Annotated in this window: 26 protein-coding genes and 4 tRNA genes; 7 read left to right on the top strand and 23 right to left on the bottom strand. The window is 73.6% G+C overall.

From position 1 onward, the window contains the following. Positions 1-2 precede the first annotated feature (2 nt). The 15 genes from CLV35_RS07035 to pgsA form a co-directional block, all read right to left on the bottom strand. Positions 3-2,255, bottom strand: coding sequence for a RelA/SpoT family protein (locus tag CLV35_RS07035; RefSeq protein ID WP_121192997.1), 2,253 nt, complete (start codon positions 2,253-2,255; stop codon positions 3-5). A 193-nt stretch (positions 2,256-2,448) separates the two neighbouring features. Next, positions 2,449-2,982: an adenine phosphoribosyltransferase gene (locus CLV35_RS07030; protein WP_121192998.1), complete on the bottom strand. Its 534-nt coding sequence runs from the start codon at positions 2,980-2,982 to the stop codon at positions 2,449-2,451. Further along, positions 2,979-4,214, bottom strand: a complete 1,236-nt coding sequence (gene secF, locus CLV35_RS07025; RefSeq protein WP_121192734.1) for a protein translocase subunit SecF — start codon at positions 4,212-4,214, stop codon at positions 2,979-2,981. Before secF ends, CLV35_RS07030 begins: the two co-directional genes overlap by 4 nt. A gap of 1 nt (position 4,215) precedes the next feature. Next, the gene (gene secD / locus CLV35_RS07020) at positions 4,216-6,075 is read right to left on the bottom strand and encodes a protein translocase subunit SecD (RefSeq protein WP_231121567.1); all 1,860 of its coding nucleotides are present in this window, start codon (positions 6,073-6,075) and stop codon (positions 4,216-4,218) included. Between the two features lie 141 nt (positions 6,076-6,216). Then, positions 6,217-6,537, bottom strand: coding sequence for a preprotein translocase subunit YajC (yajC, locus tag CLV35_RS07015; protein WP_183061856.1), 321 nt, complete (start codon positions 6,535-6,537; stop codon positions 6,217-6,219). 68 nt (positions 6,538-6,605) lie between these two features. Further along, on the bottom strand, positions 6,606-7,667 hold the full coding sequence (ruvB, locus tag CLV35_RS07010; RefSeq protein WP_121192732.1) for a Holliday junction branch migration DNA helicase RuvB: 1,062 nt from the start codon (positions 7,665-7,667) through the stop codon (positions 6,606-6,608). Between the two features lie 7 nt (positions 7,668-7,674). Continuing rightward, a complete protein-coding gene (gene ruvA / locus CLV35_RS07005; protein ID WP_121192731.1) occupies positions 7,675-8,289 on the bottom strand; it encodes a Holliday junction branch migration protein RuvA in 615 nt (204 codons plus the stop codon). Further along, positions 8,286-8,798 carry a crossover junction endodeoxyribonuclease RuvC gene (ruvC, locus tag CLV35_RS07000; RefSeq protein ID WP_121192730.1) on the bottom strand — a complete coding sequence of 171 codons (513 nt, stop codon included), beginning with the start codon at positions 8,796-8,798 and terminating at the stop codon, positions 8,286-8,288. The genes ruvA and ruvC overlap by 4 nt, the downstream gene beginning before the upstream one ends. A 97-nt stretch (positions 8,799-8,895) precedes the next feature. Continuing rightward, positions 8,896-9,648, bottom strand: a complete 753-nt coding sequence (locus CLV35_RS06995; protein ID WP_121192729.1) for a YebC/PmpR family DNA-binding transcriptional regulator — start codon at positions 9,646-9,648, stop codon at positions 8,896-8,898. A gap of 29 nt (positions 9,649-9,677) precedes the next feature. Then, a complete protein-coding gene (gene pdxT / locus CLV35_RS06990; RefSeq protein WP_183061855.1) occupies positions 9,678-10,307 on the bottom strand; it encodes a pyridoxal 5'-phosphate synthase glutaminase subunit PdxT in 630 nt (209 codons plus the stop codon). Next, positions 10,304-11,245 carry a pyridoxal 5'-phosphate synthase lyase subunit PdxS gene (gene pdxS, locus CLV35_RS06985; RefSeq protein ID WP_407938190.1) on the bottom strand — a complete coding sequence of 314 codons (942 nt, stop codon included), beginning with the start codon at positions 11,243-11,245 and terminating at the stop codon, positions 10,304-10,306. Before pdxS ends, pdxT begins: the two co-directional genes overlap by 4 nt. Before the next feature lie 76 nt (positions 11,246-11,321). Continuing rightward, the gene (locus CLV35_RS06980) at positions 11,322-11,858 is read right to left on the bottom strand and encodes a LemA family protein (RefSeq protein WP_121192728.1); all 537 of its coding nucleotides are present in this window, start codon (positions 11,856-11,858) and stop codon (positions 11,322-11,324) included. Then, positions 11,858-13,018: a glycosyltransferase family 4 protein gene (locus CLV35_RS06975; RefSeq protein WP_121192727.1), complete on the bottom strand. Its 1,161-nt coding sequence runs from the start codon at positions 13,016-13,018 to the stop codon at positions 11,858-11,860. The genes CLV35_RS06980 and CLV35_RS06975 overlap by 1 nt, the downstream gene beginning before the upstream one ends. Continuing rightward, positions 13,015-13,923, bottom strand: a complete 909-nt coding sequence (locus tag CLV35_RS06970) for a phosphatidylinositol mannoside acyltransferase (RefSeq protein WP_121192726.1) — start codon at positions 13,921-13,923, stop codon at positions 13,015-13,017. The genes CLV35_RS06975 and CLV35_RS06970 overlap by 4 nt, the downstream gene beginning before the upstream one ends. A gap of 5 nt (positions 13,924-13,928) precedes the next feature. Next, positions 13,929-14,561, bottom strand: a complete 633-nt coding sequence (pgsA, locus tag CLV35_RS06965; RefSeq protein WP_121192725.1) for a phosphatidylinositol phosphate synthase — start codon at positions 14,559-14,561, stop codon at positions 13,929-13,931. 99 nt (positions 14,562-14,660) lie between these two features. On the opposite strand from pgsA, the gene CLV35_RS06960 reads away from it, so the two are divergent. After that, positions 14,661-16,838, top strand: a complete 2,178-nt coding sequence (locus tag CLV35_RS06960) for an elongation factor G-like protein EF-G2 (protein ID WP_121192724.1) — start codon at positions 14,661-14,663, stop codon at positions 16,836-16,838. A gap of 4 nt (positions 16,839-16,842) precedes the next feature. Here CLV35_RS06960 and CLV35_RS06955 read toward each other — a convergent pair whose 3' ends face one another. Next, complete coding sequence (locus CLV35_RS06955; protein WP_121192723.1) at positions 16,843-18,225, bottom strand: glycoside hydrolase family 15 protein; 1,383 nt, start codon at positions 18,223-18,225, stop codon at positions 16,843-16,845. 49 nt (positions 18,226-18,274) lie between these two features. Here CLV35_RS06955 and CLV35_RS06950 point away from each other — a divergent pair, with 49 nt between their 5' ends. After that, complete coding sequence (locus CLV35_RS06950; protein WP_147431902.1) at positions 18,275-18,748, top strand: hypothetical protein; 474 nt, start codon at positions 18,275-18,277, stop codon at positions 18,746-18,748. Then, positions 18,745-19,647 (top strand): MFS transporter permease, encoded by a 903-nt coding sequence (locus tag CLV35_RS06945; protein WP_121192721.1) that lies wholly within the window; start codon positions 18,745-18,747, stop codon positions 19,645-19,647. Before CLV35_RS06950 ends, CLV35_RS06945 begins: the two co-directional genes overlap by 4 nt. On the opposite strand, the gene CLV35_RS06940 is transcribed toward CLV35_RS06945, so the two are convergent. From CLV35_RS06940 to CLV35_RS06925, 4 genes are all read right to left on the bottom strand, one after another. Beyond that, positions 19,562-20,068 (bottom strand): HIT family protein, encoded by a 507-nt coding sequence (locus tag CLV35_RS06940; RefSeq protein ID WP_121192720.1) that lies wholly within the window; start codon positions 20,066-20,068, stop codon positions 19,562-19,564. The genes CLV35_RS06945 and CLV35_RS06940 overlap by 86 nt on opposite strands. A gap of 11 nt (positions 20,069-20,079) precedes the next feature. Beyond that, entirely contained in the window at positions 20,080-22,059 is a 1,980-nt protein-coding gene (gene thrS / locus CLV35_RS06935) for a threonine--tRNA ligase (RefSeq protein ID WP_121192719.1), read from the bottom strand. A gap of 396 nt (positions 22,060-22,455) precedes the next feature. Continuing rightward, positions 22,456-22,527, bottom strand: a tRNA-Val gene (locus CLV35_RS06930). A 16-nt stretch (positions 22,528-22,543) separates the two neighbouring features. Beyond that, the gene (locus CLV35_RS06925; RefSeq protein WP_231121604.1) at positions 22,544-22,948 is read right to left on the bottom strand and encodes a PGPGW domain-containing protein; all 405 of its coding nucleotides are present in this window, start codon (positions 22,946-22,948) and stop codon (positions 22,544-22,546) included. Positions 22,949-23,106: 158 nt separating this feature from the next. On the opposite strand from CLV35_RS06925, the gene CLV35_RS06920 reads away from it, so the two are divergent. Then, positions 23,107-23,529 (top strand): SsgA family sporulation/cell division regulator, encoded by a 423-nt coding sequence (locus CLV35_RS06920; RefSeq protein WP_121192717.1) that lies wholly within the window; start codon positions 23,107-23,109, stop codon positions 23,527-23,529. A 7-nt stretch (positions 23,530-23,536) separates the two neighbouring features. Here CLV35_RS06920 and CLV35_RS06915 read toward each other — a convergent pair whose 3' ends face one another. Then, positions 23,537-24,355, bottom strand: coding sequence for an aminotransferase class IV (locus tag CLV35_RS06915; RefSeq protein ID WP_121192993.1), 819 nt, complete (start codon positions 24,353-24,355; stop codon positions 23,537-23,539). Between the two features lie 22 nt (positions 24,356-24,377). After that, positions 24,378-25,388 carry a chorismate-binding protein gene (locus CLV35_RS06910; RefSeq protein WP_121192716.1) on the bottom strand — a complete coding sequence of 337 codons (1,011 nt, stop codon included), beginning with the start codon at positions 25,386-25,388 and terminating at the stop codon, positions 24,378-24,380. 100 nt (positions 25,389-25,488) lie between these two features. On the opposite strand from CLV35_RS06910, the gene CLV35_RS06905 reads away from it, so the two are divergent. From CLV35_RS06905 to CLV35_RS06895, 3 genes are all read left to right on the top strand, one after another. Further along, a tRNA-Gly gene (locus CLV35_RS06905) sits at positions 25,489-25,561 on the top strand. Positions 25,562-25,590: 29 nt separating this feature from the next. Then, positions 25,591-25,661, top strand: a tRNA-Cys gene (locus tag CLV35_RS06900). Positions 25,662-25,690: 29 nt separating this feature from the next. Further along, positions 25,691-25,762: transfer RNA gene (locus CLV35_RS06895), tRNA-Val, on the top strand. 66 nt (positions 25,763-25,828) lie between these two features. Here the strand turns inward: CLV35_RS06895 and CLV35_RS06890 are convergent. Further along, entirely contained in the window at positions 25,829-26,605 is a 777-nt protein-coding gene (locus CLV35_RS06890) for a hypothetical protein (RefSeq protein WP_121192715.1), read from the bottom strand. Positions 26,606-26,621 lie beyond the last annotated feature (16 nt).

Here is a 26,621-nt window from a genome sequence, read left to right as displayed (position 1 = left end):
GGCTAGCCCAGGGCGGGTGCGGCGCTGGTGATCCGGTAGACGTCGAAGACGCCCTCGACGCTGCGCACCGCCTTGAGCACGTGGCCCAGGTGCTTGGTGTCGCCCATCTCGAAGGTGAAGCGCGAGACGGCCACGCGGTCGCGGGTGGTGGTGACCGAGGCCGAGAGGATGTTGACGTGCTGGTCGGACAGCGCACGCGTGACGTCGGAGAGCAGCCGCGAGCGGTCGAGCGCCTCGACCTGGATCGCGACGAGGAAGACGCTGGACGCGGTGGGCGCCCATTCGACGCCGACCATGCGCTCGGGGTCGAGGCCCTGCGCAGCCACGTTGACGCAGTCGCCGCGGTGCACCGAGACGCCGTTGCCGCGCGTCACGAACCCGACGATGGGGTCGCCCGGCACCGGGGTGCAGCAGCGGGCCAGCTTCACCCAGACGTCAGGCGCTCCGGTGACGATGACGCCGGGGTCGCCGCCCGGGCGGGCCCGCCCGCGGGCCAGCCGTGCCGAGCTGGGGACCGTCGCCTCGGCGAGGTCCTCGGAGGTGCCCTCCTCGCCGCCGAACGACTGCACCAGCTTGCTGACCACGGACTGCGCGCTGACGTGGCCCTCGCCGATCGCGGCGTAGAGCCCGGAGATGTCGGGGTAGCGCAGCTCGGCCGCGAGCGCGGTGAGGATCTCGCTCGAGAGCATGCGCTGGAGGGGCAGGCCCTGCTTGCGCAGCGCGCGGGCGAGGGAGTCCTTGCCGTGCTCGATGGCCTCCTCGCGCCGCTCCTTGGAGAACCAGTGGCGGATCTTGTTGCGGGCGCGGGGCGAGGCGACGAAGCCGAGCCAGTCGCGCGACGGGCCGGCGGTCGCCGCCTTGGAGGTGAAGATCTCCACGACGTCGCCGTTGTCGAGCTTGCTCTCGAGCGGCACGAGCCGGCCGTTGACCCGCGCACCGATCGTGCGGTGGCCTACCTCGGTGTGGACGGCGTAGGCGAAGTCGACCGGGGTCGAGCCCGCCGGCAGGGAGACGACGTCGCCCTTGGGGGTGAAGACGTAGACCTCGGCGCTCGAGAGGTCGAAGCGCAGCGAGTCGAGGAACTCGCCCGGGTCGGAGGTCTCCTTCTGCCAGTCCAGCAGCTGCTTGAGCCAGGCCATGTCCTGGCTGCCGGAGGGCTCCGCGACGCTCGTCCCGCTGCGGGTGCCGTCCTCCTTGTACTTCCAGTGGGCGGCCACGCCGTACTCGGCCCGCCGGTGCATCGCGTGCGTGCGGATCTGCAGCTCGACCGGCTTGCCCTCCGGCCCGATCACCGTGGTGTGCAGCGACTGGTAGAGGTTGAACTTGGGCATCGCGATGTAGTCCTTGAACCGGCCGGGCACCGGGTTCCACCGCGCGTGAACCGAGCCGAGCACCGCGTAGCAGTCGCGCACAGAGTCGACCAGGATGCGGATGCCGACCAGGTCGTAGATGTCGGCGAAGTCGCGGCCGCGCACGATCATCTTCTGGTAGACGGAGTAGTAGTGCTTGGGCCGGCCGGTGACGACCGCCTTGATCTTGGCCTCACGCAGGTCGGCGGTCACGCTGTCGATCACGCCGGCGAGGAAGTCGTCGCGGCTGGGCGCGCGGTCGGCGACCAGGCGCACGATCTCGTCGTACATCTTGGGGTAGAGCGTCGCGAACGAGAGGTCCTCGAGCTCCCACTTGATGGTGTTCATGCCGAGCCGGTGGGCCAGCGGGGCGTAGATCTCGAGGGTCTCGCGCGCCTTCGACTCGGCCTTCTCCGCGGGGATGTAGCGCCAGGTGCGGGCGTTGTGCAGACGGTCGGCCAGCTTGATGACCAGCACGCGGATGTCGCGCGACATCGCGACGACCATCTTGCGCACGGTCTCGGCCTGCGCCGCGTCGCCGTACTTGACCTTGTCGAGCTTGGTCACGCCGTCGACCAGACCGGCGATCTCGGGCCCGAAGTCGGAGCTGACCTGCTCGAGGGTGTAGTCGGTGTCCTCGACGGTGTCGTGGAGCAGCGCCGCGCACAGGGTCGGCGTGGTCATGCCGAGCTCGGCCAGGATCGTCGCCACGGCCAGCGGATGGGTGATGTAGGGGTCACCGCTGCGGCGGCGCTGGCCGCGGTGGCAGCGCTCGGCCACCTCGTAGGCGCGTTCGAGGTCGCGCAGGTCGGCCTTGGGATGGGTGGCGAGCACGGTGCGGAACAGCGGCTCGAGCACGGGGTTGGTGCTGCGCTGGGCGCCGAGGCGGGCCAGCCGCTTGCGCATCCGCGTGGTCGTGGGCGCCTCAGGCGCGGGTGCAGGGACGTCGGTGACCTCGAGGGGCGCAGCGGGACCCGAACGGTCTGCCTCGACCGCGACGACCGCACGCTCGTCCGCCACTCGCACCTCCTGCCCGGTGCGGTCAGTCTATGCGTGTACTGCACCCGTGCGTCAGCCGGCCGTCGGACCGCCGCACAGCTCAGGCCTGGAGCAGCGCGTGCACCTCGCGGCCGGCCAGCTGCGCGCGCCCGCCGAGGGCCGCGATCTCGAGCAGCACCGCGACCCGCACGACCTGCGCGCCGCAGCTCTCGAGAAGCGAGGCGCCCGCCACGAGGGTGCCGCCGGTCGCCAGCACGTCGTCGACGAGGAGCACGCGAGCTCCGGCGGGCACGACGTCGGGGCGCACCTCGAGCTCGGCCGTCGCGTACTCCAGCGCGTAGCTCGCCCGCAGCGTGCGCCCGGGCAGCTTGCCCGCCTTGCGCAGCGCGACGAAGCCGCGCCCGGCCGCGTGCGCGGCGGGCGCGGCGACGACGAACCCCCGCGCCTCGACGCCGGCCACGAGGTCGACGTCCTCGGCGAGCGCGGCCATCGCGGCCACCACGCGGGCGAAGGCGTCGGCGTCGGCCAGCAGCGGCGAGATGTCCTTGAACAGCACGCCGGGGCGCGGGAAGTCCGGGAAGTCGGCGACCAGCGACGCGAGGCGGGCCGCGTCCTCCCCCGCCGGCGCGCTCAGCGCCGCTTGCCCGGTCGGTTCGGGCCGTTGCGCCGCGGCTGCGAGCGCTGGCCGGCAGAGGCCGGGCGGCGCACGCGTGCGGCACCGTCGGACGGAGCGGTCGGCTCCGCGACGGGCGCCTCCGCGTCGGTCACGACCGGCTCCACCTCGCCGTCGGGGTCGACGAGCAGCGCCGTGGCACCGCCCGAGCGGGCCGGCGCGGCCGCGCCGCTCGTCGCGCCACCTCTCGCAGCCGGCGCGCCCTTCGACACGGCGGCGTTGCGCGCCGCGACCCGCTTGGCCAGCGCACGCATCCCCGGCTCGCGCTCCTTGAGGTCGGCGAGCAGCGGGGTGGCGATGAAGATCGAGGAGTAGGTGCCGGCCGCGATGCCGACGAACAGCGCGAGCGCGATGTCCTTCATGGCACCGGCGCCCAGGATGCCGACGCCGACGAACAGGATGCCCGCGACGGGGAGCAGGGCGATGACGCTGGTGTTGATCGAGCGCACCAGGGTCTGGTTGACCGCGAGGTTCGCTGCGCCGCTGTAGGTGTATCGGCTGCCGCCCTGGATGCCGGCGGTGTTCTCGCGGACCTTGTCGAAGACGACGACGGTGTCGTAGAGCGAGTAGCCGAGGATGGTCAGGATGCCGACGACCGTGGCGGGCGTGACCTCGAAGCCGACGAGCGCGTAGACGCCGGCGGTGATCACGAGGTCGTGGGCCAGCGCGACGAGGGCGGCGACCGACATCTTCCACTCGCGGAAGGCGGCGGCCATGTAGAGGGCCACCAGCACCAGGAAGACGATCAGGCCGCGCAGCGCCTTCTTGGAGATGTCGGCGCCCCAGCTGCCGCTGACCTGGCTGCTGCTGACGTCGTCGGCCTGGACGCCGCACGCCTTGGCGATCGCCTCCTGCACCTCGACGCGCAGCTCCTGCGTCGCGAGCTCCTTGGTCTGCACCCGGACGCTGGCCGAGCCGCCGCTGCCGATGCGCTGGGCGATGACCTCGGTGCCGGTGACGTCGGAGGCAGCGGCTCGCGCGTCGGCGACCGAGCAGGACGAGGTCCCGTTGACCTGGAACTCCGCGCCGCCCTTGAACTCGATGCCGAGCTGGAGGGGGTGGAAGACGAGCGCCGCGACGGTGATCAGCAGGATCAGCCCGCTGATCGCGTACCAGCGCTTCTGGTTGCCGACGAAGTCGTAGGAGACCTCGCCGCGGTAGAGGCCGTTGCCGATGTTGCCGAGCCTCGACATGTCAGGCCTCCTGTCCGCGGACGGTGCTGGGGTCGGTGGCGCGCGGGCGGGTGCGCACGGGGGCGGCCGGCCTGGGCTTCGCACCCAGCCTGCGCGGGTCGAGCCCGGACCACGGGTGGCCGCCGGTGAAGAACGAGCTGCGCGCAGCCAGGGTGACCAGTGGCTTGGTGAAGAGGAACACGATGATGACGTCGACGATCGTCGTGAGGCCCAGGGTGTAGGCGAAGCCGCGGACGCTGCCGACCGAGAGCACGTAGAGCACGGCGGCGGCGAGGAACGAGACGAAGTCGGCCGTCAGGATCGTGCGCCGGGCGCGGGTCCAGCCGGTCTCGACCGCCACGCGCAGGGTGCGGCCCTCGCGGACCTCGTCGCGCAGTCGTTCGAAGTAGACGATGAACGAGTCGGCGGTGATGCCGATGGCCACGATGAGACCGGCGATGCTCGACAGGCTCAGCGCCAGGCCCTGCTGGTTGCTCAGGAAGGTGATGATCCCGTAGGTCACCAGCGCCGAGCAGGCCAGGCTCGCGACGCTCACCAGCCCGAGCCCGCGGTAGTAGAGCAGCGAGTAGAGCACGACGAGCGCGAGCCCGATGCCGCCCGCGAGCAGGCCGCCGGTGAGCTGGTCGTTGCCGAGGGTCGGCGAGATCGTCTGGACGTTGCCGGGCGCGAACGAGATCGGCAGCGCGCCGAACTTGATCTGGCGGCCGAGGGTCTTGGCCTCCGACGCGCTGAACGAGCCGGTGATGCGCGAGTTGTCGGAGAGCTGCTGCTCGACCGTCGCGGTCGAGATGATGCCGCCGTCGAGCTCGATGGAGATCAGGTTCGGCTTCGCAGTGCCGGTGAGCGCGGCCACGCGCTTGGTCAGCGCGCTCCACTTCTTCGAGCCCGAGCCGGTGAAGTTGAGGCTCACCTGCCAGCTGCTCAGCGACTGGCCCTGGGAGTTGGTCTCGGGCTCGCCGAACGCGTCGCTGATGTCGCGGCCCACCAGGTCGGCCTTGGCCAGGAGGTACTTCTGCGCGCCGTCGCAGGCGATGACCGGGTCGTTCTCGGAGTCGTACGTCGGGTCGATCCGGTTGCCGGGCGGGCACGGCGCGGCCTGCAGCTGCGCGGTCACGTCGGTGCCGGCGGCGTACTGCGTCGCGAGCTGCTTTGCGTAGGCCGACAGCTCCTTCTGCACCTCGTCGGCGGTCACCGTGGCCCCGGGCGACGGCGCGGGCGTCGCGCCAGGGGTCGCTGCGGGCGTCGCGGCGGCAGAGGACGCGGGCGTCGCTGCGGCGGAGGACGCCGGCGTCGCGGCGGCCGCCGCGGAGAGCAGGCCCTGCGAGACGGTGCGGCCCTGCGTGCTGGTGGACGGCGAGGGCGAGGCGGACGAGCCGGCGGTCTCCGAGGAGCTCGGCACGGGCGTCGCCGCGGCGCTGGGCTCCGTGCTCGTCGCCGGCGTCGCGGCGGCCGAGGTCTGCACGAGCACCTGGCGGATGCGCAGCTGGGCGGTGCGCGCGGCGTCCTCGAGCAGCTTGTTGTTCTGCTTGCCGGGGACCGAGACGACGATGCTGCGCCCTGAGCCGGTGCCCTGGCTGGTGACCTCGCTCTCGCCGACGCCCGAGGCGTTGATGCGCTGGCTGATGATGCTGACGGCCTCGTTGATGTTGTCCGTCGTCACCTTGCTGCCCTGGCCGGGCAGCGGGGTCAGCGTCAGCGTGCTGCCGCCCTCGAGGTCGAGGCCCAGCTTCGGGGTCCAGCCGCGGTCGTCGCTCGTGGCGACCCCGATGCCGATCGCCCCGAACAGCACGGCGACCACGAGGGCCATGAGCGCGAGAGCCCGTCCGGGGCTCATGTTGCGCGACTGCTGGCTCTTCGCCACCGGTCGTCTCCTTGCACGTCGTCGGGATCGGCCGCGACCGTCGAGGCCGACCGTTCGCCACCGGCTCTCGCCGGTGGGCACATCAGGACAGTGTGACGCAGTGCGCCGGGGCGTCGTACGCCGCCGCGCCCTGAGCCGCCGTCAGCCGCCGTCGGGCGGCGGGTCGTCGGGGTCGAGCCGGTCGTCGGGGTGGAGGGAGTCGTCAGGGTCGAGCACCCGGCCCAGGGCGCCGCGCGCCCACCGGCTGGTCACCCCGGGCGCCGTCTCGAGCAGCATCACGTCGCCCTCGACCGCCAGGACGGTGGCGAACAGCCCCGAGGTCGTCACGATGCGCGCGCCGGGCGCGAGCTCGGCCTGCACCTGCGCGGCCTGCTGGCGCCTGGCCTGTGCCGGGCGCAGCACGAGCAGCCAGAACACGCCTGCGATCAGCAGCAGCGGAAGCAGGTTGGCCAGGCCACGCACGAGGGGGACGCCTCCGGGAGGTGCAGCGATCGGACGACGGCCTGCGGCTCGCCGGCGAGGAGTCTAGGTCAGCGCGACCCGTCGTCCTCCTCCAAGGGCAACGTCAGCGCACCGGCGAACGTGCCCCGCGGCGGGACCAGGCCGAGGTGCGCCCAGGCGGCAGGGGTCGCGATGCGGCCGCGCGGCGTGCGCGCGAGCATCCCGGCGCGCACCAGGAACGGCTCGGCCACCACCTCGACGGTCTCCGGCTCCTCCCCCACGGCCACCGCGAGCGTGGAGAGCCCGACCGGCCCGCCGCCGAACAGCCGGCACAGCGAGTCGAGCACCGCGCGGTCGAGCCGGTCGAGGCCCAGGGCGTCGACCTCGTAGATCTCGAGCGCCGCGGCCGCCACCGGGCCGGTGACGACGCCGCTGCCGCGCACCTCGGCGAAGTCGCGCACCCGGCGCAGCAGCCGGTTGGCGATGCGCGGCGTGCCGCGCGAGCGCAGCGCCACCTCGCGCGCGCCGTCGGGACGCAGGTCGACCCCGAGCAGCGTGGCCGAGCGGCGCAGGACCAGCTCGAGCTCGGCGGGCTCGTAGAGGTCCATGTGGGCGGTGAAGCCGAAGCGGTCGCGCAGCGGCGCGGGCAGCATGCCGGCCCGGGTCGTGGCGCCGACCAGGGTGAACGCCGGCAGCTCGAGCGGGATCGCCGTGGCCCCGGGCCCCTTGCCGACCACGACGTCGACCCGGAAGTCCTCCATGGCCATGTAGAGCAGCTCCTCGGCGGGGCGGGCCATGCGGTGGACCTCGTCGAGGAAGAGCACCTCGCCCTCGGCCAGGCTCGACAGGATCGCGGCGAGGTCGCCGGCGTGGGTGATCGCCGGACCGCTGGTGATCCGCAGCGGCGCCTGCATCTCCGAGGCGATGATCATGGCGAGCGTCGTCTTCCCCAGCCCCGGACCGCCCGAGAGCAGCACGTGGTCGGCGGTGCGCCCGCGGCCCTTCGCGGCGTCGAGCACCAGGCTGAGCTGCTCGCGCACGCGGTCCTGGCCGATGAACTCGTCGAGCGACTTGGGGCGCAGCGCCATCTCGGCAGCGCGCTCCTCCGCGTCGGCCGAGGCGCCGACCAGGCGCAGCTCCTCGCTGCTCATCGGCGCCTCACGCCCGGCTCAGCCCGCGCAGTGCGGCGCGCAGCAGGGCCGCGGTGTCGGGCGTGCGGCCCTCCGCCAGCGCCTCGTCGGCCTGGGGCGCCACCGCGTCGAGGGCAGCCTCGGCGTCGCGCGCGGCGTAGCCGAGCCCGGTCAGCGCCTCGGCGAGCTGGACCCGCCACGCCGGCTCGGCGCCGACGGGGACGGGGGCGGCAGCGTCGGCCGGCGCGCCCAGCTTGTCGCGCAGCTCGAGCACGAGCCGCTGGGCGCCCTTCTTGCCGATGCCCGGGACGCGCATGAGCGTGGTGAGGTCCTCGGCGGCGACCGCGCGGCGCAGGGTGTCGGGGCTGTGCACGGCGAGCATCGCCTGGGCGAGCCGCGGGCCGACGCCCGAGACGGTCTGCACCGTCTCGAAGACCGCGCGCTCGTCGTCGTCGGCGAACCCGTAGAGCGTGAGCTCGTCCTCGCGGACGACCAAGTGGGTGGACAGCCGCGCAGGCTCCCCCAGCCGCAGGTCGGCGAGGGTCGCGGGCGTGCAGCGCACGGCGAGGCCCACCCCGCCCACCTCGACGACCGCGGAGTCGAGCGTGAGGCGCGACACCGTACCGGCGACGCTGGCGATCACCGCCGGCCTCCGAGCGCCGCGGCGAGCCGCGCCTGGGCCGGACCTCGCCACAGGTGGCAGATGGCCAGCGCGAGCGCGTCGCTCGCGTCGGCGGGCGTCGGAGCGGCCGCCAGGCGCAGCACGCGCGTCACCATCGTCGCCACCTGCTCCTTGTCGGCCCGGCCCGAGCCGGTGATCGCCGCCTTGACCTCGCTCGGGGTGTGCAGCGCGACCGGCAGCCCGCGGCGGGCGGCGGCGGTGATCGCCACGGCGCTGGCCTGGGCGGTGCCCATCACGGTGCGGACGTTGTGCTGGCTGAACACCCGCTCGACGGCGACCGCCTCGGGCTGCTGCGCCTCGAGCCACGCCTCGATGCCCTGCTCGAGCAGGACCAGCCGCTCGCCGATGCCGGCGTCGGGCGGCGTGCGGACCACTCCGACGGCCACGAGCACCGGCGGCCGTCCGGGCACGCCCTCGACGACGCCGATGCCGCACCGGGTCAGCCCGGGGTCGACGCCCAGCACACGCACGCCATCTCTCCGTCCAGCCGAACGCCTGTTCGACTGCGTACGCTAGCGCGCCCGCCGACGAGAACGAGGCCGTCCGCGCGACGCACGGCGTGTCGCCTCAGCCCACGGCCTCCATGACCTCGTCCGAGACGTCGTAGTTGGCGTAGACGTCCTGCACGTCGTCGCTGTCCTCGAGGGCGTCGATGAGCTTGAACACCTTGCGGGCGCCCTCCTCGTCGAGCTCGACCTTGACCGTGGGCAGGAACGTCGAGTCGGCCGAGTCGTAGTCGATGCCGGCGTCCTGCAGCGCGGTGCGCACGGCGACCAGGTCGGTGGCCTCGCAGACGACCTCGAACTGCTCGCCGTCGTCGGTGACCTCCTCGCCGCCGGCCTCGATGACCGCCAGGAGAACGTCGTCCTCGGTCAGGCCGTCGACCTTCGGCACGACGACCAGGCCCTTGCGGTTGAACATGAAGGACACCGAGCCCGGGTCGGCCATGGACCCGCCGTTGCGGGTGAAGGCGATGCGTACGTCTGCGGCCGCGCGGTTGCGGTTGTCGGTGAGGCACTCGACGAGCACCGCGACCCCGCCGGCGGCGTAGCCTTCGTACATGATCGTCGCGTAGTCGGCCCCGCCGGCCTCGGCGCCCGACCCGCGCTTGACCGCGCGGTCGATGTTGTCGTTGGGGACCGAGGACTTCTTGGCCTTCTGGATGGCGTCGAAGAGCGTGGGGTTGCCCGCGGGGTCACCCCCGCCGGTGCGGGCCGCCACCTCGATGTTCTTGATCATCTTGGCGAAGAGCTTGCCGCGCTTCGCGTCGATGACGGCCTTCTTGTGCTTGGTGGTCGCCCATTTGCTGTGGCCGCTCATCGCGCGGGTTCACCGGCCCTTCTGCTGGACTAGAGGCTCTGGCGGACGACGTCGACGAACAGCGCGTGGACGCGCAGGTCGCCCGTCAGCTCCGGGTGGAACGAGGTCGCGACCAGCCCCTGGGTGGGCCCGCCGCGGACGGCGACGATCCTACCGTCGGCGGCGCCGCCCTTGACGCGGGCGAGCTCCTGCACGCCCGGACCGGTCTGCTCGACCCACGGCGCCCGGATGAACACGGCGTGAACGGCGTCGCCGGGGACGCCGTCGACCTCGACGTCGGCCTCGAACGAGTCGACCTGGCGGCCGAACGCGTTGCGCCGGACGGTGATGTCGAGCCCGCCGAAGGTCTCCTGGCCCTCGACCCCGTCGAGCACCCGGTCGGCGAGCAGGATCATGCCCGCGCAGGAGCCGTAGGCCGGCATGCCGCCCGCGATGCGGGCGCGCAGCGGCTCGAGCACGTCGAACGTGCGCGCCAGCCGCCACATGGTGGTCGACTCGCCTCCGGGCAGCACGAGCGCGTCGACGGCCTCGACCTCGGAGGGCCGCCGCACGGGCACCGCCCGCGCACCGGCCGCCTCGAGCGCGCGCACGTGCTCGCGGACGTCGCCCTGGAGTGCCAGGACGCCGATCTCGGGCCGCGAGGTGGAGGCGCCGGTCACCAGCCGCGGTCGGCGAAGCGCTGGTCCGCCGGCAGCTCGGAGATGTTGATGCCGACCATGGCCTCGCCGAGCCCGCGCGAGACCTTGGCGATCACGTCGGGGTCGTCGTGGAACGTGGTGGCCTTGACGATCGCCTCGGCGCGCTTGGCCGGGTCGCCGGACTTGAAGATGCCGGAGCCCACGAAGACGCCCTCGGCGCCGAGCTGCATCATCATCGCCGCGTCGGCGGGGGTCGCGATGCCGCCGGCGGTGAACAGCACGACCGGCAGCTTGCCCAGCCGCGCCACCTCGGCGACCAGCGCGTGCGGGGCCTGGAGGTCCTTGGCCGCGAGGTAGAGCTCGGACTCGTCGAGGGTGGCGAGCCGGCGGATGTCGGCGCGGATCTGGCGCATGTGGCGCGTGGCCTCGATGACGTTGCCGGTGCCGGCCTCGCCCTTGCTGCGGATCATGGCCGCGCCCTCGGTGATGCGGCGCAGCGCCTCGCCGAGGTTGGTCGCACCGCAGACGAAGGGGGCGGTGAACGCCCACTTGTCGATGTGGTGCGCCTCGTCGGCGGGGCTGAGCACCTCGGACTCGTCGATGTAGTCGACGCCGAGCGACTGGAGCACCTGGGCCTCGACGAAGTGGCCGATGCGGGCCTTCGCCATGACCGGGATGGAGACGGCCCCGATGATGCCCTCGACCATGTCGGGGTCGCTCATGCGGGCGATGCCGCCCTGCCTGCGGATGTCGGCGGGCACCCGCTCGAGCGCCATGACGGCGACGGCGCCGGCGTCCTCGGCGATCTTGGCCTGCTCGGGGGTGACGACGTCCATGATCACGCCGCCCTTGAGCATCTCGGCCATGCCGCGCTTGACCCGGGCGGTGCCCACACCGCTCTCGGCGCTCCCGCCGGCGGCGTCAGGAGAGGCGGAGGAGGGCTGGTTGAGCTCGGTCACGACGACGACCTTCCGGGGTGGGGCGGCACGGGGCTGGGCCTCCATCGTAGTCCGCGCGCCGGTGTCCGCAGCCTGCTCAGACCTCGAGCGCCGGGGGCGGCTCGTCGTCCATCTCGAACCCCGCCGGCGCGGCCGCCCGGCCCGCCAGCCGCGCCCAGCGCACGACGCGCTGGGCGCGCACGACCCCGGTGGCGCGGACGGCGTCGTTGAGGAAGCGGCGCGCCAGGCGTACGCGCATGGCGCAGGCCGCGAGGTCGGCGAGCACCTCGTCGCCGCCCTCCTCCTCGCGCAGCGCCTGCACGGCGTCGTCGTCGAGCGCCGCCCGCAGCGTCTGGGACAGGTTCGACTCGGCGAGCTCGCGCTCGGCGTCGCCGGCGACGCGGGCCGAGTGCGCGGCGTCGGCGAGCAGCACGCTGCTCGCGGGGTCGAGCAGCCCAGAGCCCGCGAGCTCGAGGGTCACGGTCGCCCGGCGCACCAGCTGGGCGTCGAGCGCGGCCCGCGCGCCCTCGACCCGGCCGTGCAGCCGGTCGAGCCGGCCGGCGGTGTAGGTGAGGTACCACGCGAGCACCCCGGCCAGCACGACCAGCGCCGCCAGCTCCTCGAGCGCGGGCATCAGCGCCGCCCGCGCCGGCGGTCGGCGGCGCGCGGCTCGTCGGGCCGCACGTGCCCGGCCCCGGCGGTCACCGTCTCGTAGACCGCGAGCACCTGCCCGGTGACCACTGACCAGTCGTAGCGGCGGACGACCGCCGATCCGGTCTCCTGCAGCGCCGCGCGCCGGGCCGGGTCGACCAGCAGCCCGCAGACGGCGGCGGCGAGCGCGGCCGCGTCCTCGACCGGCACGAGCACGCCGGCCCGCCCGTCGTCGAGGACCCGCGAGAAGGCGTCGAGCTCGCTCGCCACGACCGCGGCGCCGGCCGCCATCGCCTCGGCCAGCACGATGCCGAAGCTCTCGCCGCCGGTGTTGGGGGCGACGTAGACGTCGGCGGTGCGCAGCATCTGCGCCTTGTCGGCCTCGCTGACCTGGCCGAGGAAGCTGACGGAGGCGCGCACGCCGTCGGGCAGCGTGGCGCGCGCCTCGTCGGCGTCGCCGCGACCGGCGACCAGCAGCCGGGCACCCGGCACCGCTGCGACGACCGCCGGCCACGCGGCGAGCAGGGTCGGCAGGCCCTTGCGCGGCTCGTCGAGGCGGCCGAGGAAGGCGACGGTGCCCCCGGCGCCCGCCCACTCGGGCCGCGGCGCCGCGTCGGCGAACCGGTCGGCGTAGACGCCGTTGGGGATGACGACCGCGTCGCCGCCGATGTGCTCGACGACGGTGCGGCGCGCGTCCTCGCTGACGGCCACGCGGGCCGAGAGCTTCTCCAGCGCCGGGTAGAGCAGCGGGTAGAACGCCGAGTAGGCGCGCGAGCGCAGGTTGGCGGTGTGGAAGGTCCCCACCAGCGGGCCGGAGGCCGCCCAGCAGGTGACCAGCGACAGGCTCGGCGAAGCGGGCTCGTGCACGTGCACGACGTCGAAGTCGCCGGCACCCAGCCACCGGCGTACGCGCGTGGCCGAGACCGGCCCGAACGCGAGCCGCGCCACCGAGCCGTTGTAGGGCACCGGCACCGCGCGCCCGGCGGACACCGCGTAGTCGGGCAGCGGGGTGTCCTCGTCGGCGGGCGTCAGCACCGAGACCTCGTGGCCGAGCGAGAGCAGCTGCTCGGCGAGGTCGCGGATGTGGAACTGCACGCCGCCGGGGACGTCCCACGCGTAGGGCGAGACGAGCCCCACCCTCACGGTGCGTCCGCGCTGAAGACCCGCTGCAGCATGTGCCAGTCCTCGGGCCGCTCGCGGATCGCCGCGCTGAAGGCGTCGGCCACGCCCTGGGTCATCGCCGTCACCTTCTCCCGCGTCGTCCCGGTGGCCGGCACCGGCACCTCCGGGTGGAACGTGATCACGATGCCGTGCGCACCGGCCCGGGCGCCAGGGGCGTAGGCGACGGTGATCGGGTGCAGCGGCGCGCCGGTCTGGAGCGCGAGCAGCGCGGGGCCGGGGGCCAGCCGCGCCGGCTCCCCCAGCAGCGTGACCTCCACCCCGCTGGCGGTGAGGTCGCGGTCGCAGAGCAGGCAGACGCCGTTGCCGGCGCGCAGCCACGTACGCAGCTCGGCGACGACGTTGCCCCCGCCCGTCAGCGGCAGGATGCGCAGCCCGAGCCGCTCGCGGTAGGCGACGAACCGCTCGAAGAGCTCCTCGGGGCGCAGCCGCTCGGCGACGCTCGCGACCGGCCCGCCGACAGCGCACGCCCAGGCGCCCGCGTGGTCCCAGTTGCCCATGTGCGGCAGCGCGCCGACGAAGCCGCCGCCGGAGCGCATCGCGTCGACGAAGAAGTCCTGGTTGACGGCGACGACCCGGTCGAGCACCCGGGCGCGGTCCCAGCCCGGCAGCCGGAAGGCGTCGCACCAGTAGCGGAGGTAGGAGCGCATCGCGGCGCGAGTGAGCGCGTCGAGCTCGGCCGGCCCTGCGTCCGGCCGGGCGCGCGCCAGGTGGGCGCGCAGCCGCTCGACGCCCTTCCCGCCGCGGCGGGTGGCCAGGTCCGCGACGACGTCGAACACGGCGTACGCGGCACGTTCCGGCGCCCGTCGCGTGACCGCCCAGCCCAGCGAGTAGGCGGCCAGCGCCGCGCGCTCGCGCAGTGGCGGCACCCGGCTCAGACCGCCCGCTCGGCGTCGGCCCCGGGCAGGGCGATCGCCTGGCTGCGGACGAGGATCGTGCGCTGCACGACGGTGAGCGTGGCGCCGATCGCCACCGCCCACAGCGCGATGGCGAGCACGTAGGGCACGCCGAGCCCGTCGAGCCCGGCGGCGACCAGGATGGTGACGAGCCGGTCGGAGCGCTCCATGATGCCGACGTTCGCCCGCATGCCCAGGCCCTCGGCGCGCGCCTTGACGTAGGACACCAGCGAGCCTGCGACCAGGCCGTAGAGCGCGAGGCCGGCGACCCAGTCGTCGTGGCCACCGTGGGCGCCCCAGACGGCGATGCCGCCGAAGATCGCCGCGTCCCCTGCGCGGTCGGTCGAGGAGTCGAGCCACGCGCCCCACACCGACGAGCGGCCGGACAGGCGCGCCATGGTGCCGTCGACCACGTCGCTGAAGACGAAGCAGGTGATCACGATCGTGCCCCAGAACAGCTCGCCGCGGGGGAAGAACCCGAGCGCGCCGGCGCAGACGCCGAGGGTCCCCAGCAGCGTCACGATGTCGGGGCTGATGCCGGCACGCACCAGCAGGCGCGCCAGCGGGGTCATCACGCGCGCGATGGCCACCCGCGCGTACTTGTTGAGCATGTCGTCCCGTCGTCGTCCGTCAGTCGCGCTCGCCATGCTAGGTGCCGGACGGCCCGGCTCCTTGCACCGCAGCGGTGCGACGGAGCAGGCTCTGACGTCATGAGCAGAGCAGGCGCCCCCGCTGGGGCGACCGGACCCGGTCCGGTCGCCGAACGTCCCGAGCAGGTCCGCAACGTGGTGCTGGTCGGCCACAGCGGGTCGGGCAAGACGACGCTGGCCGAGGCGCTGCTCGCGGCGGCAGGGGTGGTGCCGCGCGCGGGGCGCGTCGAGGACGGCACCACGGTGTGCGACTCCGACGAGGTCGAGCTGCGCACCCACCGCTCGGTCTCGCTGGCGCTGGCGCCGCTGTGGCACCGCGGCACGAAGGTCAACCTGCTCGACGCACCCGGCTACGCCGACTTCGTCGGTGAGCTGCGGGCCGGCCTGCGGGCCGCCGACGCGGCGCTGTTCGTCGTCTCGGCCGTCGACGGGCTCGACGCCTCGACCCAGCTGCTGTGGGAGGAGTGCGCGGCGGTCGGCATGCCGCGTGCCGTCGTCGTCACCAAGCTCGACAAGGACCGCGCCGACTTCGACGAGGCGGTCGCCGTGTGCCAGCGGGTCTTCGGCGACGGCGTGGTGCCGCTGCACGTGCCGCTGCTCGACGACGACGGCTCCGTGGCCGGCATCTACGAGCTGCTCGGCCAGCGCATCGTCGACTACAGCGGCGGGTCCCGCAGCGAGCGGCCCGCCGAGCACGAGCACGTCGACGCGACGGTCGACGCCCGCGGCACGCTGCTCGAGGCGATCATCAGCGAGTCCGAGGACGAGACGCTGCTCGACCGCTACCTCGCCGGCGAGGAGATCGAGCTCGGCGTCGTTGTCGAGGACCTCGAGAAGGCCGTGGCCCGAGGCGCCTTCCACCCGGTGCTGGCCGTCGCGCCGCTGTCCGGCGTGGGCATGCAGGAGGTGCTCGACCTCGTCGTCGACGCGTTCCCCACCCCGCTCGAGCACCCGCTGCCGGCGGTGACCACGCCCACCGGCCAGCCGCTGGGCATCGAGTCCGCCGACCCCTCGGGGCCGCTGGTGGCCGAGGTGGTCAAGACGGTGAGCGACCCCTACGTCGGGCGGCTCAGCCTGGTGCGGGTCTTCTCGGGCACGCTGCTGCCCGACGCGCCCGTGCACGTCTCCGGCCACGCGGCGTCGTTCTTCGGCGGCACGACCGGGCACGCCGACCACGACGACGACGAGCGCACGGGCGCGCTGAGCTCGCCCTCCGGCCGCAGCCAGCGCCAGGTGCCGTACGCCGTGGCCGGCGACGTCGTGGCGGTCGCCAAGCTCACCCACGCCGAGACCGGCGACACGCTGTCGGCGAAGGACCTGCCCGCGCTGGTCGAGCCCTGGACCATGCCCGAGCCGCTGCTCCCGGTGGCGGTCACCGCCCGGTCACGCGCCGACGAGGACAAGCTCGCCACCGCGCTGGCCCGCCTGGTCGCCGAGGACCCGACCCTGCGCCTCGAGCAGGGCAGCGAGGACTCGGAGATCTCCGACGGGCAGCTCGTGCTCTGGTGCATGGGCGAGGCGCACGTCGAGGTCGTGCTCTCGCGCCTGTCCGGCCGCTACGGCGTCGCGGTCGACACCGTGCCGGTGCGGATGTCGCTGCGCGAGACCTTCAGCGGGCCGGCCAAGGGACACGGCCGACACGTCAAGCAGTCCGGCGGGCACGGCCAGTTCGCCGTCGTCGACATCGAGATCGAGCCGCTGCCCGTCGGCGGCGGCTTCGAGTTCGTCGACAAGGTCGTCGGCGGCGCGGTCCCCCGCCAGTTCATCGGCTCGGTCGAGAAGGGCGTCCGCACCCAGATGGCACGCGGGCTCACGGCCGGCTACCCCGTGGTCGACCTGCGCGTCACGCTGACCGACGGCAAGGCGCACTCGGTCGACTCCTCCGACGCGGCCTTCCAGACCGCCGGTGCGCTGGCCCTCAAGGACGCGGCGTCCTCGGGCGCGGTCAGCCTGCTCGAGCCGGTCGACCTGCTCTCGGTGCTGGTCTCCGACGAGTTCCTCGGCGCCGTCATGTCCGACCTGTCGGGCCGGCGCGGCCGGGTCCTCGGCCAGGAGCCGGTCGCCGGCGGCCGCACCATGATCAAGGCGGAGGTGCCCGCCAGCGAGGTCACGACCTACGCGGTCGACCTGCGCTCGCTCTCCCACGGCGGCGGCAGCTTCACCCGCTCGTTCGTCCGCCACGAGCCCATGCCCTCGCACCTGGCTGCGAAGGTCCTCGCCGAGGCCGCCGCGCACTGAGCGGCTAGGGCACCGGCAAGGGGCGCTCGAGGGCCGTCAGCGCCAGCAGCACGGTCGCGTCGGTCCACGCGAGTGGCGCGACCGACACCGGACGGCCGGTGCTGTCGACCTTCTCAGGCAGGGCGCCCAGAGCCGTACGGTGCGCGTCCAGCCAGCGCAGCTGCGCGAGCGCTCCGTCGCGGTCGCCGAGCGCCGCGTGCGCCAGCGCGAACGCCGCCGTCTCAGGCGTCCAGGACGTCTGCGCGTCCTTGAACCGCTCCCCCGGCCGCAGGCCGCCGTTGGGCGCGCGCAAGGCCGTCTCGGCCGCGCGCAGCAGCTGCAGGCGGTCGGCGCCGGCCGGCGAGAAGGGCGGACCCGCCCAGGCCAGCGCCGCGTCCGCGCCGCCCTCGCCGTCGGCGTAGCGCGAGGGTGAGACCAGCCAGTGCTCGGTGAGGGCACCCTCGAGCCGGGAGGCGACCTCGCTCGCCGGTGACTGCTGCCCCAGGCGTCGCGCCACGTCGGCAGCTGCGCGCATGCCGGAGAGCAGCACCGCCGCCGTCCCGAGCGTCGGGCCGGAGACGTCGTTCTCCCAGTAGTCAGGCGTCGTGCCGGGCATGCCGTCGTCGTCGACACGCGCGTCGACCGCGCGCGCCGCGAGCAGCACCTGCGGGCCGAGCTCGCGCAGGGTCGCCTCAGCGCCGCGCCGGTCGCCGGACCGGGACTGCTCCGCCGCGACGAACCACACAGCCCACGAGAACCACCCGCCGGCGTCGAGCTGGTCGGGCCGGTCGTCGGGCGGCCCGCTCCCGTCCGGACGCGTGCGTGCGGCCCACGTGCCGTCGTCGCGCTGCTGGGACGCGACCCAGCGGAGCACCGACACCGCTTCCGGCAGGTGGGCGGTGACCGCGTAGGCCGCTGCCACAGACGCCGAGTCGCGCGGCCAGACGTAGGACCAGATGCCGTAGGGCGCGGCGACGACCGCGCCGTCGGCTGCGGTCAGCAGCCGCAGGTCGAGCAGGGCGCGCTCGGCCATGGGCCGCAGCCCCGGGTCGCCCGGCACGTGCCCGGCCGCGAGCCAGGCCTGCTGCGACCTCGCCTCGGCGAGGGCCGCGATGCGGGCCGCGTCGTCGGCGCTCGGGTCCGGGGTGGCGAACCCGGTGCGGGGCTGGGGCGCGGCCGCGACGTACGACCCGTCCGCCAGGCGCAGGACGCTGCTGTGCGGCACCCAGCTCGCGCCCTCGGGGGCCGAGGCGTAGGCGACGACGCTGCCGGGGCGCCCGGCGATGCCGACCGTCTTCGGGTGCGGGAGCACGGCTGCGCCGCGGGGCTCAGCTGTGGCGTACGCAGTGGTGAGCGAGATCGCGAGGACCGCGACGACCGCGCCCCCGACCTTCCAGCGCGTGCTCACCTCCGCCAGGCTACCGGGCCACCCAGCAGGCGCGGGCTACGCTCGCAGCGTGCCGACCTCGACGCCCGCGGCCGACGTGGAGCCGGTGGCGCTGCCGCCGGCGAGCCGGAGCTGGCGGGTCGCCGTGACCGTGCTGCTGGTCGTGGGAGCCGTCTCGGGCACGCTGTGGGGCTACGACGACTGGTGGCCCCTGGCGCCGATGAAGATGTACGCGACCAGCACCGACCCCGACGGCGTCGTCACCGTGCTGACCCTCGAGGCACGCACCACCGACGGCTGGACGCCCGCACCGCTGACTCCCGGCAGCGTCGGCATCAACCGCGCCGAGGCTGAGGGCCAGCTGCCCCGCCTGGTGGCCGACCCGGAGCTGCTCGGCGACCTGGCTGCCACGCACGCGCGTCTGGCCCCCGGTGGTGCGCCGTGGACCGGTCTGCGCGTCGTCCGCGTCGCGACCGTCCTCCATGACGGCGGCCCGACCGGCGAGGTCCGCCGCGAGACGCTCGCGACCTGGACCGCGCCGTGAACCGCGTCGTGTCCGCGCTCGTGCCGGCGCTTCCCCGCGAGCGCGTCGCAGCGTTGCGCTGGCTGGTCTACCTGTTCATCCCGGTCGACGTGCTGCTGCTGCACACGTGGGGCGACCCGCACGGCAGCGCGAGCCCCGACCTCTACACCCCGCTGGTCGTCGGCGACCTGCTCCACCTGCCCACGCCGAGCGTCGCGCTCGTCGACGTCTGCAAGTACGGCTCCGCGGTCGCCGCCCTGCTCGCGCTGACCGGGCGCGCGCCGCGCCTGCTCGGGTGGACGGTCTTCGCGCTGTGGGGCGAGTACCAGGTCATCGCCTTCTCCTACGGCAAGGTCGACCACGACCGCTTCGACCTGCTCATCGCCCTGGCGGTGCTGCCCACGGTCGGCCGGCTGCGCGTAGGCCGCACCACCGGCCTGCCGCACCCGTCGGAGGCCGCGGGCTGGGCATTGCGCTGCATCCAGCTCGCGGTGGTCGCGACGTACTTCCTCGCCGGCGTGACGAAGGTCCGCTTCGGTGGCTGGGGCTGGGTCGACTCGGCGACGCTGGCGCGCGCAGTGGTACGCCGTGGCACGTTCCTCTCGAACTGGATGCTCGACGTGCCCTGGACGCTGCACGTCGGCCAGTACGTCATCCTGGCCTTCGAGCTGCTCTCGCCGGTCGCGCTGTTCCTGCCCCTGCGCTGGCAAGTGCGGGTGGTCGCGTTCTGGCTCAGCTTCCACCTCGCGACCTACGCCGGCATCACCATCATGTTCTGGCCGCACATCATCTGCCTGGCGGCCTTCCTGCCGCTCGAGCGGTGGTGGACCCGCCTCAGCCCGCCCACGCCTCCGCCAGCAGGTCGCGAGTATCAGCGAGCAGCTGCGGGAGCACCCGCGTCTGCGCCACCACCGGCATGAAGTTGGTGTCGCCGCCCCACCTCGGCACCACGTGCTGGTGGAGGTGGGCGGCGATGCCGGCACCGGCGATCGAGCCCTGGTTCATGCCGATGTTGAAGCCGTGGGCGCCGCTCACCGAGCGGATGACGGTCATCGCCCGCTTGGTGAACGCGCCGAACTCCGCCGTCTCGTCGACGTCGATGTCGGTGTAGTCGGGCACGTGGCGGTAGGGGACCACGAGCAGGTGCCCGGCGTTGTAGGGGTAGAGGTTGAGCACCGCGTAGACCGAGCGCCCGCGCGCGACGACCAGCCCCTCCTCGTCGCCGAGGGTCGGGATGCGGCAGAAGGGGCAGTACTCGCCGTCGTCGCCGGGCTTGCCCTCGCCCTTGATGTAGGCCATCCGGTGCGGGGTCCACAGCCGGTCGAACGCGTCCCCATCCATGGCGCCCGACCCTAGTGCGTGGCCGCCTGGCGCCCGGCGATGGCTGCCACGATCTCGGCGACCGCCTCGGAGACCGGCACGCCGTTCTTCTGCTCGCCGTCGCGGTAGCGGAACGAGACGGCGCCCTTGGCGACGTCCTCGTCGCCCGCGAGCAGCATGAACGGGACCTTCTGCTTCTGCGCGTTGCGGATCTTCTTCTGCATCCGGTCGTCCGAGGCGTCGACCTCGACGCGTACGCCGTGACGCTTGAGCTCCGCGGCCACCTCGCGCAGGTGCTCGACGTGCGCCTCGGTGATCGGGATGCCCACGACCTGCACAGGCGCCAGCCACGCGGGAAACGCGCCGGCGTAGTGCTCGAGCAGCACGGCGAAGAAGCGCTCGATCGAGCCGAACAGCGCGCGGTGGATCATCACCGGGCGCTGCCGGGTGCCGTCGGCCGCTTGGTACTCGAGGTCGAAGCGCTGCGGCAGCTGGAAGTCGACCTGGATGGTCGAGAGCTGCCACGTGCGCCCGATGGCGTCCTTGGCCTGTACGGAGATCTTCGGGCCGTAGAACGCGGCGCCGCCGGGGTCCATGACCAGCTCGAGGTCCTGCTTCTCGGCGGCCGCGCGGAGCGCCTCGGTCGCCTCGGCCCAGTCCTCGTCGCTGCCGACGGACTTCTCCGGGTCGCGGGTGGAGAGCTCGAGGTAGAACTCCGAGAGGCCGTAGTCGCGCAGCAGGTCGAGCACGAAGGTAAGCAGGCTGTCGAGCTCGCCCGGCATCTGCTCCTTGGTGCAGTAGATGTGGGCGTCGTCCTGGGTGAAGCCGCGGGCTCGGGTCAGCCCGTGCACGACGCCGGACTTCTCGTAGCGGTAGACGGTGCCGAACTCGAACAGCCGCAGCGGCAGCTCGCGGTAGGACCGTCCGCGGCTGCGGAAGACCAGGTTGTGCATGGGGCAGTTCATCGGCTTGAGGTGGTAGCTCTGGCCCTCGTCGAGCTGCATGGGCGGGTACATGCCGTCGGCGTACCAGTCGAGGTGGCCCGAGGTCTCGAACAGCGAGCTCTTGGTCAGGTGCGGGGTGTTGACGAAGGAGTAGTCGGCCTCCTCGTGCCGGCGGCGCGAGTAGTCCTCCATCACCCGGCGCACGACGCCGCCCTTGGGGTGAAAGACGGCGAGGCCCGAGCCGATCTCGTCCGGGATGGAGAACAGGTCGAGCTCGGTGCCCAGGCGGCGATGGTCGCGCTTCTCGGCCTCGACCAGCATGGTCTGGTAGTCCTTGAGCGCCTCGCGCGACTCCCACGCGGTGCCGTAGATGCGCTGCAGCTGCGGGTTCTTCTCGCTGCCGCGCCAGTAGGCGGCCGCGCTGCGCTGCAGCGCGAACGCCGGGATGTGCCGGGTCGTCGGCACGTGCGGGCCCCGGCAGAGGTCCTTCCACGCCAGCGAGCCGTCGCGCTTGAGGTTGTCGTAGATCGTCAGCTCGGCGCCGCCGACCTCGACCGAGGCGTCGCCCTCGTCGCCCGCCCCGCCCTTGAGCCCGATGAGCTCGAGCTTGTAGGGCTCGTCGGCGAGCTCGGCGCGCGCCTCGTCGTCGGTGACCACCCGGCGGGCGAACGACTGGCCCTCCTTCTGGATGGCCTGCATGCGCTTCTCGATCTTGGCGAGGTCGTCAGGGGTGAACGGGGTCTCGACGTCGAAGTCGTAGTAGAACCCGTTGACGATGGGCGGGCCGATGCCCAGCTTCGCGCTCGGGTTGATGTCCTGCACCGCCTGGGCCAGCACGTGGGCAGCGGAGTGCCGCACGACCTGGCGGCCGTCGGGCTCGTCGGCACGCACGGGCTCCACCACGTCACCCTCGGCCAGCGCGTGCGACAGGTCGCGCAGCGTGCCGTTGACCCGGGCGACCACGACCGCCTTGTCGTCGCCGAACAGGTCCGCCGCCGTCGTGCCCGTCGCCACCTCGCGCTCGGCCCGCTCGGCAGCAGTCGCGACGGTGATGCGCAGGTTCGGCACGGAGGGTCCTCTCGGCGTACGCGGCGCGCCCGACTGGCGCCCCTCCGCAGCCTACCGAGGCACGCGCAGCACCCCTCCACCCGTTTGCGGCCCACCTGGCGGGGTGACCCGGGCGAGCGGTAGCAAGGACCGGCGGCCGGTACCCCCTGGGCTACCGCCGGGCCGCGGTCGCTACCGCTCAGAGCCAGAGCACTACCGCCTGGCCGACGCTGCTACCGCTGAGGTAGCCCCACCCCTACGCCCACGTCGCGAAGCGGAGCACCGAACAGGCGAGCGGTAGCAAGGACCGGCGGCCGGTACCCCCTGGGCTACCGCCGGACCGCGGTCGCTACCGCTGAGTGCGAGGTGGTGCCGGGGGCCGCGTCGCTGCCGGCCCGGTGGAGCAGGGGTCTCGGGTGGGCGATGGCGGTTTCGAACCGCCGACCTCCTCGGTGTGAACGAGGCGCTCTCCCACTGAGCTAATCGCCCGAGTGCGACGCACACTCTAGCCGACGAACGGCACCCACTCCGGCACCCACCCGGGCGTCCCGGTCAGCCGCAGCACGAGCACCAGCACGGCGGCCACGACCACCAGCCCGACGAGCCCGACGAGCACGCGCGCCCACCACGGCGCGCGCCGCAGCCACTCCGCCCACGCGTCGAGCGCCGCCCGGAGCATCGTGAGCAGGCGCTCGGCCCACGCGAACTCGGTCGCGAGCACCGCGAGGCCGAGCACGACGACCAGCCAGCCGGGCCCCGGCAGCGGCACGAGCGCCAGCCCGCCGAGGGAGATGAGGGTGCCGACCACACCGACGAGGGCGCGCCACAGCCGCCGGCGCAGCGGGCTGGTGGCCACGTGGGTGTCCCGCCAGAGCCGGTAGCGCTCCATGCGCGTAGCCGTGGCCGTCATCTCAGACACGTCGGTCCCTCCGTGTGAGCCGACCAGGCTACTGGCGGTTTGCCGAGGACCGGTCGCGGGCAGCCACTACTCGTCGCTTGACGGACGAGCGGCGTGCACCACGAGTTCCCCGCCACGGGCTCCGCCCGTCGAGCACTGAGAGGTCGAACATGGACCGCCGCCCCGCAGCCACGGTCACGTGCGAGCTCGAGGTACGCCTGGTCGTACCCGGCGAGGCCTCCGTGCCGGTGCCCGTCCACCTCCGCTACGACTCCGCCGACCCCTACGCCGTCCAGGCGACCTTCCGCACGGGCGGGCAGGGCGTCGAGTGGGTCTTCGCCCGCGAGCTCGTCGCCGCCGGCGTCAACCGCCCGGTCGGCCAGGGCGACGTCCGCATGTGGCCCGGCGCGGGCCCGGACGACGACGACGTCGTCTACCTGGCACTGTCCTCCCCCGACGGCCGCGCGCTGCTCGAGGCCCCGGGCTACCTGCTGCGCGACTTCGTCGCCCGCACCGCGCTCGTGGTGCCCCCGGGCGAGGAGTCCCGCTACCTGGACATCGACTCGACGCTCGCCGCGCTGCTCGCGACCTGACGCGGCCTCACGGGTCGGGCGTCGTCTCCAGCAGCGCGGCGTACGCAGCGGCGACCTCCGCGGTCACCGGACCGGCTGCGAGCTCCCGCCCGTCGACGCGGGTGACCGGCATCGCGCCGCGGGTCGCCGAGGTGATGAAGACCTCCTCGGCGTGCTCGAGGACGCCCAGTGGCAGGTCGGCCTCCTGCGCGTCGGACACCTCGAGCACCAGCCCGCGCGTCACGCCGGCCAGGCACCCGCTGCGGAGCGAGGGCGTCAGCAGCTGCCCGTCGACGACCACGAAGACGTTGGACCCGGTGCCCTCGCACAGCTCGCCCCGGGTGTTCGCGATCAGCGCCTCCTGGGCGCCGCGCTGGTGCGCCCACTCGAGCGCGACGGCGTTCTCCGCGTAGGACGTGCTCTTCACGCCCGCGAGCGGCGAGCGCTCGTTGCGCACCCACGGCACGGTCACGACGGCGCAGTCGGCCGGCCACGGCGCCGCCGCCACCAGTGCGACGACCAGCGTCGGCTCGGAGTCGCCGCGGGCGGACCCGAGCGGCCCCGGCCCGCTGGTGACCGTGATGCGCAGCCGGTGCGGCGACGCGGTGGGCACTCCGGAGAGCAGGTCGTCGACAGCCGCGCGCACCAGCCCGAGGTCGGGCGCCGGCAGCCCCAGCGCGGTCGCCGACCGGGTCAGCCTCGCGAGGTGGCGCGACAGGGCGATCGGGACGTTGGCGGAGACGCGTACGGTCTCGAACACCCCGTCGCCCACGGTGAAGCCGTGGTCCAGCACCCCTACGACGGCGTCCTCGGCCGGCAGGATGCGGCCCTGGACCCAGACGGTCACGCCCGACTCCACGGCGCCTCCCTCAGCTCGATGCGAGGGACACTAGCCGCGCCGCCTTCAGCTCGGTCTCGCGCCACTCCGAGTCCGGGTCGGAGCCCCACGTGATGCCGGCGCCGGTGCCGAAGTGCAGCACCCCGTCGGCCAGCCAGAAGGTCCGGATGCCCACCGCTAGGACCGCCTCCTGCCGGTCGGCGTCGACCCAGCCCACCGCGCCGCAGTAGGGCCCGCGCTCTCCCACCTCGAGCTCCCGCAGCAGCGACAGGGCCGCCTGCTTGGGGGCGCCGCTGACCGAGCCTGGCGGCGAGGTCGCCGCGAGCAGCTCGCCCCAGCCGACGCCCGGCCGCAGGCTTCCGACGACCGTCGACACGAGGTGCACGAGCCCGGGATGCTCCTCGACCGCGAGCAGCTCGGGCACGCCGACGCTGCCGGCCACGCACACCCGGCCCAGGTCGTTGCGCACGAGGTCGACGATCATGACGTTCTCGGCCTCGTCCTTGGCGCTCAGTCCGCTCGCCTCGGCGGCGGTGCCCTTGATCGGCCGGGACTCGACCCGGTCGCCGTGCCGGCCGAGGAAGAGCTCCGGGCTGGCGGTGCACACCGACCCGACGCCGGGCACGTCGACCACCCCTGCGTACGGCGCCGGGTTGCCCGCCGCGAGCACGTGCGCGAGCACCACGACGTCCGCGCCCGGCGGCGCCGGCGCTCGCACCACCCGGCACAGGTTGGCCTGGTAGACCTCGCCGCGCGCGATCCGCGCCCGCACCTCGCGCACGCCGTCGACGTAGGCCTGCCGATCCAGCGACGACTTCCACGACCCCGCCGCGGGTCCGCGCCAGCTGTCCGCGGGCGGCAGGGGCGCACGGCGTACGTCTGCGAACCGCGCGGCCCGGAAGCTGCCCTCGAAGGTCGCGACGACCGCCCACCAGCCACCGAAGTCCAGGGCCGCCGGGTCGTCGACGACCTCGCGCAGCCCGGTGGCCAGGACGCCCTCGGACGCGCGGGCGCCGAACCAGGCCAGCGGTGCTCGCGACATGCCGCGCACGCTAGCCGGAGGAGCCCCGTCGCAGGGGCCGTCGCGGGTGCGGTACAGTTTCACTCGCTTCGGCCGGAGGGGAACCTCGGGGCGCTGGCATGCGGACGTGGCTCAGTTGGTAGAGCATCACCTTGCCAAGGTGAGGGTCGCGGGTTCGAATCCCGTCGTCCGCTCGGAGAGGTCGGGACCTTGACCTCGACTCGGTGGAGTGGCCGAGAGGCGAGGCAACGGCCTGCAAAGCCGTCTACACGGGTTCAAATCCCGTCTCCACCTCCGAAGGCACCGTGCTCGGTGCGTTCTGCGGGCGATTAGCTCAGTGGGAGAGCGCTTCCTTGACACGGAAGAGGTCACTGGTTCAATCCCAGTATCGCCCACCGCTCGAGATGTGCATGAGGGAGCCCCGTCAGCCCACCGGCTGACGGGGCTCCTTCGTCTGTCGATCAGGCAGGGACTCTTACCTGTGTCGTTCGGGACGTCGGCGGGATGGGGTTGCTCCCGTACTCCTCCGCCGTGAACTCGACACGCAGCTTGCCCGCGTGCAGGTCGTGCCCGAAGAACTCCTGCGAGATGCGAGCGACCCCGTCCTCGTCGCAGCCGGTCATGCCGAAGCCAGGGTGCGTGCCCGCCCAGTCGTCCAGGCGCTTGCCGTCCTGTGTGGCAGAACCGTAGAGAGCCACCTCTGCACCTGGGGTGCAACCGGATGCCGAGACCCAGACGCGAGTGACAGGCTGGAAGTCAGGTTGGTCGGACCAGAAGTTGACGTCAGTTACCTCAATCGGGGCTGCGCGGTGGTTGACCTGGATCCGGAGCGTCCTGGCCGAACGGGCCCGCGGAGGGATGGTGGCCTGTGAGGTCTTCGTGTCGAGGCGCGCGGCGCCGCCAGTCACCGTGAGCCTGATCCTCACCTTGCCCGGGTGGATGTCCGGGCTGGTGAACTCGTCCGCGAAGCGGAAGCTGCCGGCTGACGTGCAGTCGTACTCTCCGAACGCCAGGCTGCCCTCCACACGAGTCAACGGTCGACCGTCCTGCCACATCGCGTCGGTCATCTGGATGTGCGAGCCAGGCCGGCAGCCGGTCACTGTCGCGTCGATCGACACGGCGTTCACGAGCTGCGGTTCGGCGAGCCCGAGATCACCCAGGAAGATCGGCGACGTTCGGTGGCTCACGTGGATGACGAGCTTTGGCTGCGGTTGCGTCGCCGCGGCCGCCGCGGGCACGGCAAGACACCCAGCA

It is taken from the genome of Motilibacter peucedani (assembly GCF_003634695.1).
Lineage (GTDB): Bacteria > Actinomycetota > Actinomycetes > Motilibacterales > Motilibacteraceae > Motilibacter > Motilibacter peucedani.
Note: the sequence above shows the minus strand (reverse complement) of the source record. Positions and strands in the feature narration are given on the sequence as shown.

What these genes read in the sequence shown, in the direction of transcription:
- CLV35_RS07035 (WP_121192997.1), bottom strand. Translation starts at nt 2,255, where the DNA reads ATGCGCAAGCGGCTGGCCCGCCTCGGCGCCCAGCGCAGCACCAACCCC.
- CLV35_RS06960 (WP_121192724.1), top strand. Translation starts at nt 14,661, where the DNA reads ATGAGCAGAGCAGGCGCCCCCGCTGGGGCGACCGGACCCGGTCCGGTC.
- CLV35_RS06910 (WP_121192716.1), bottom strand. Translation starts at nt 25,388, where the DNA reads ATGTCGCGAGCACCGCTGGCCTGGTTCGGCGCCCGCGCGTCCGAGGGC.
- CLV35_RS06925 (WP_231121604.1), bottom strand. Translation starts at nt 22,948, where the DNA reads ATGACGGCCACGGCTACGCGCATGGAGCGCTACCGGCTCTGGCGGGAC.
- CLV35_RS06920 (WP_121192717.1), top strand. Translation starts at nt 23,107, where the DNA reads ATGGACCGCCGCCCCGCAGCCACGGTCACGTGCGAGCTCGAGGTACGC.
- secF (WP_121192734.1), bottom strand. Translation starts at nt 4,214, where the DNA reads ATGTCGAGGCTCGGCAACATCGGCAACGGCCTCTACCGCGGCGAGGTC.
- CLV35_RS06940 (WP_121192720.1), bottom strand. Translation starts at nt 20,068, where the DNA reads ATGGATGGGGACGCGTTCGACCGGCTGTGGACCCCGCACCGGATGGCC.
- CLV35_RS06995 (WP_121192729.1), bottom strand. Translation starts at nt 9,648, where the DNA reads ATGAGCGGCCACAGCAAATGGGCGACCACCAAGCACAAGAAGGCCGTC.
- CLV35_RS06980 (WP_121192728.1), bottom strand. Translation starts at nt 11,858, where the DNA reads ATGCCCGCGCTCGAGGAGCTGGCGGCGCTGGTCGTGCTGGCCGGGGTG.
- pgsA (WP_121192725.1), bottom strand. Translation starts at nt 14,561, where the DNA reads ATGCTCAACAAGTACGCGCGGGTGGCCATCGCGCGCGTGATGACCCCG.
- ruvB (WP_121192732.1), bottom strand. Translation starts at nt 7,667, where the DNA reads ATGAGCAGCGAGGAGCTGCGCCTGGTCGGCGCCTCGGCCGACGCGGAG.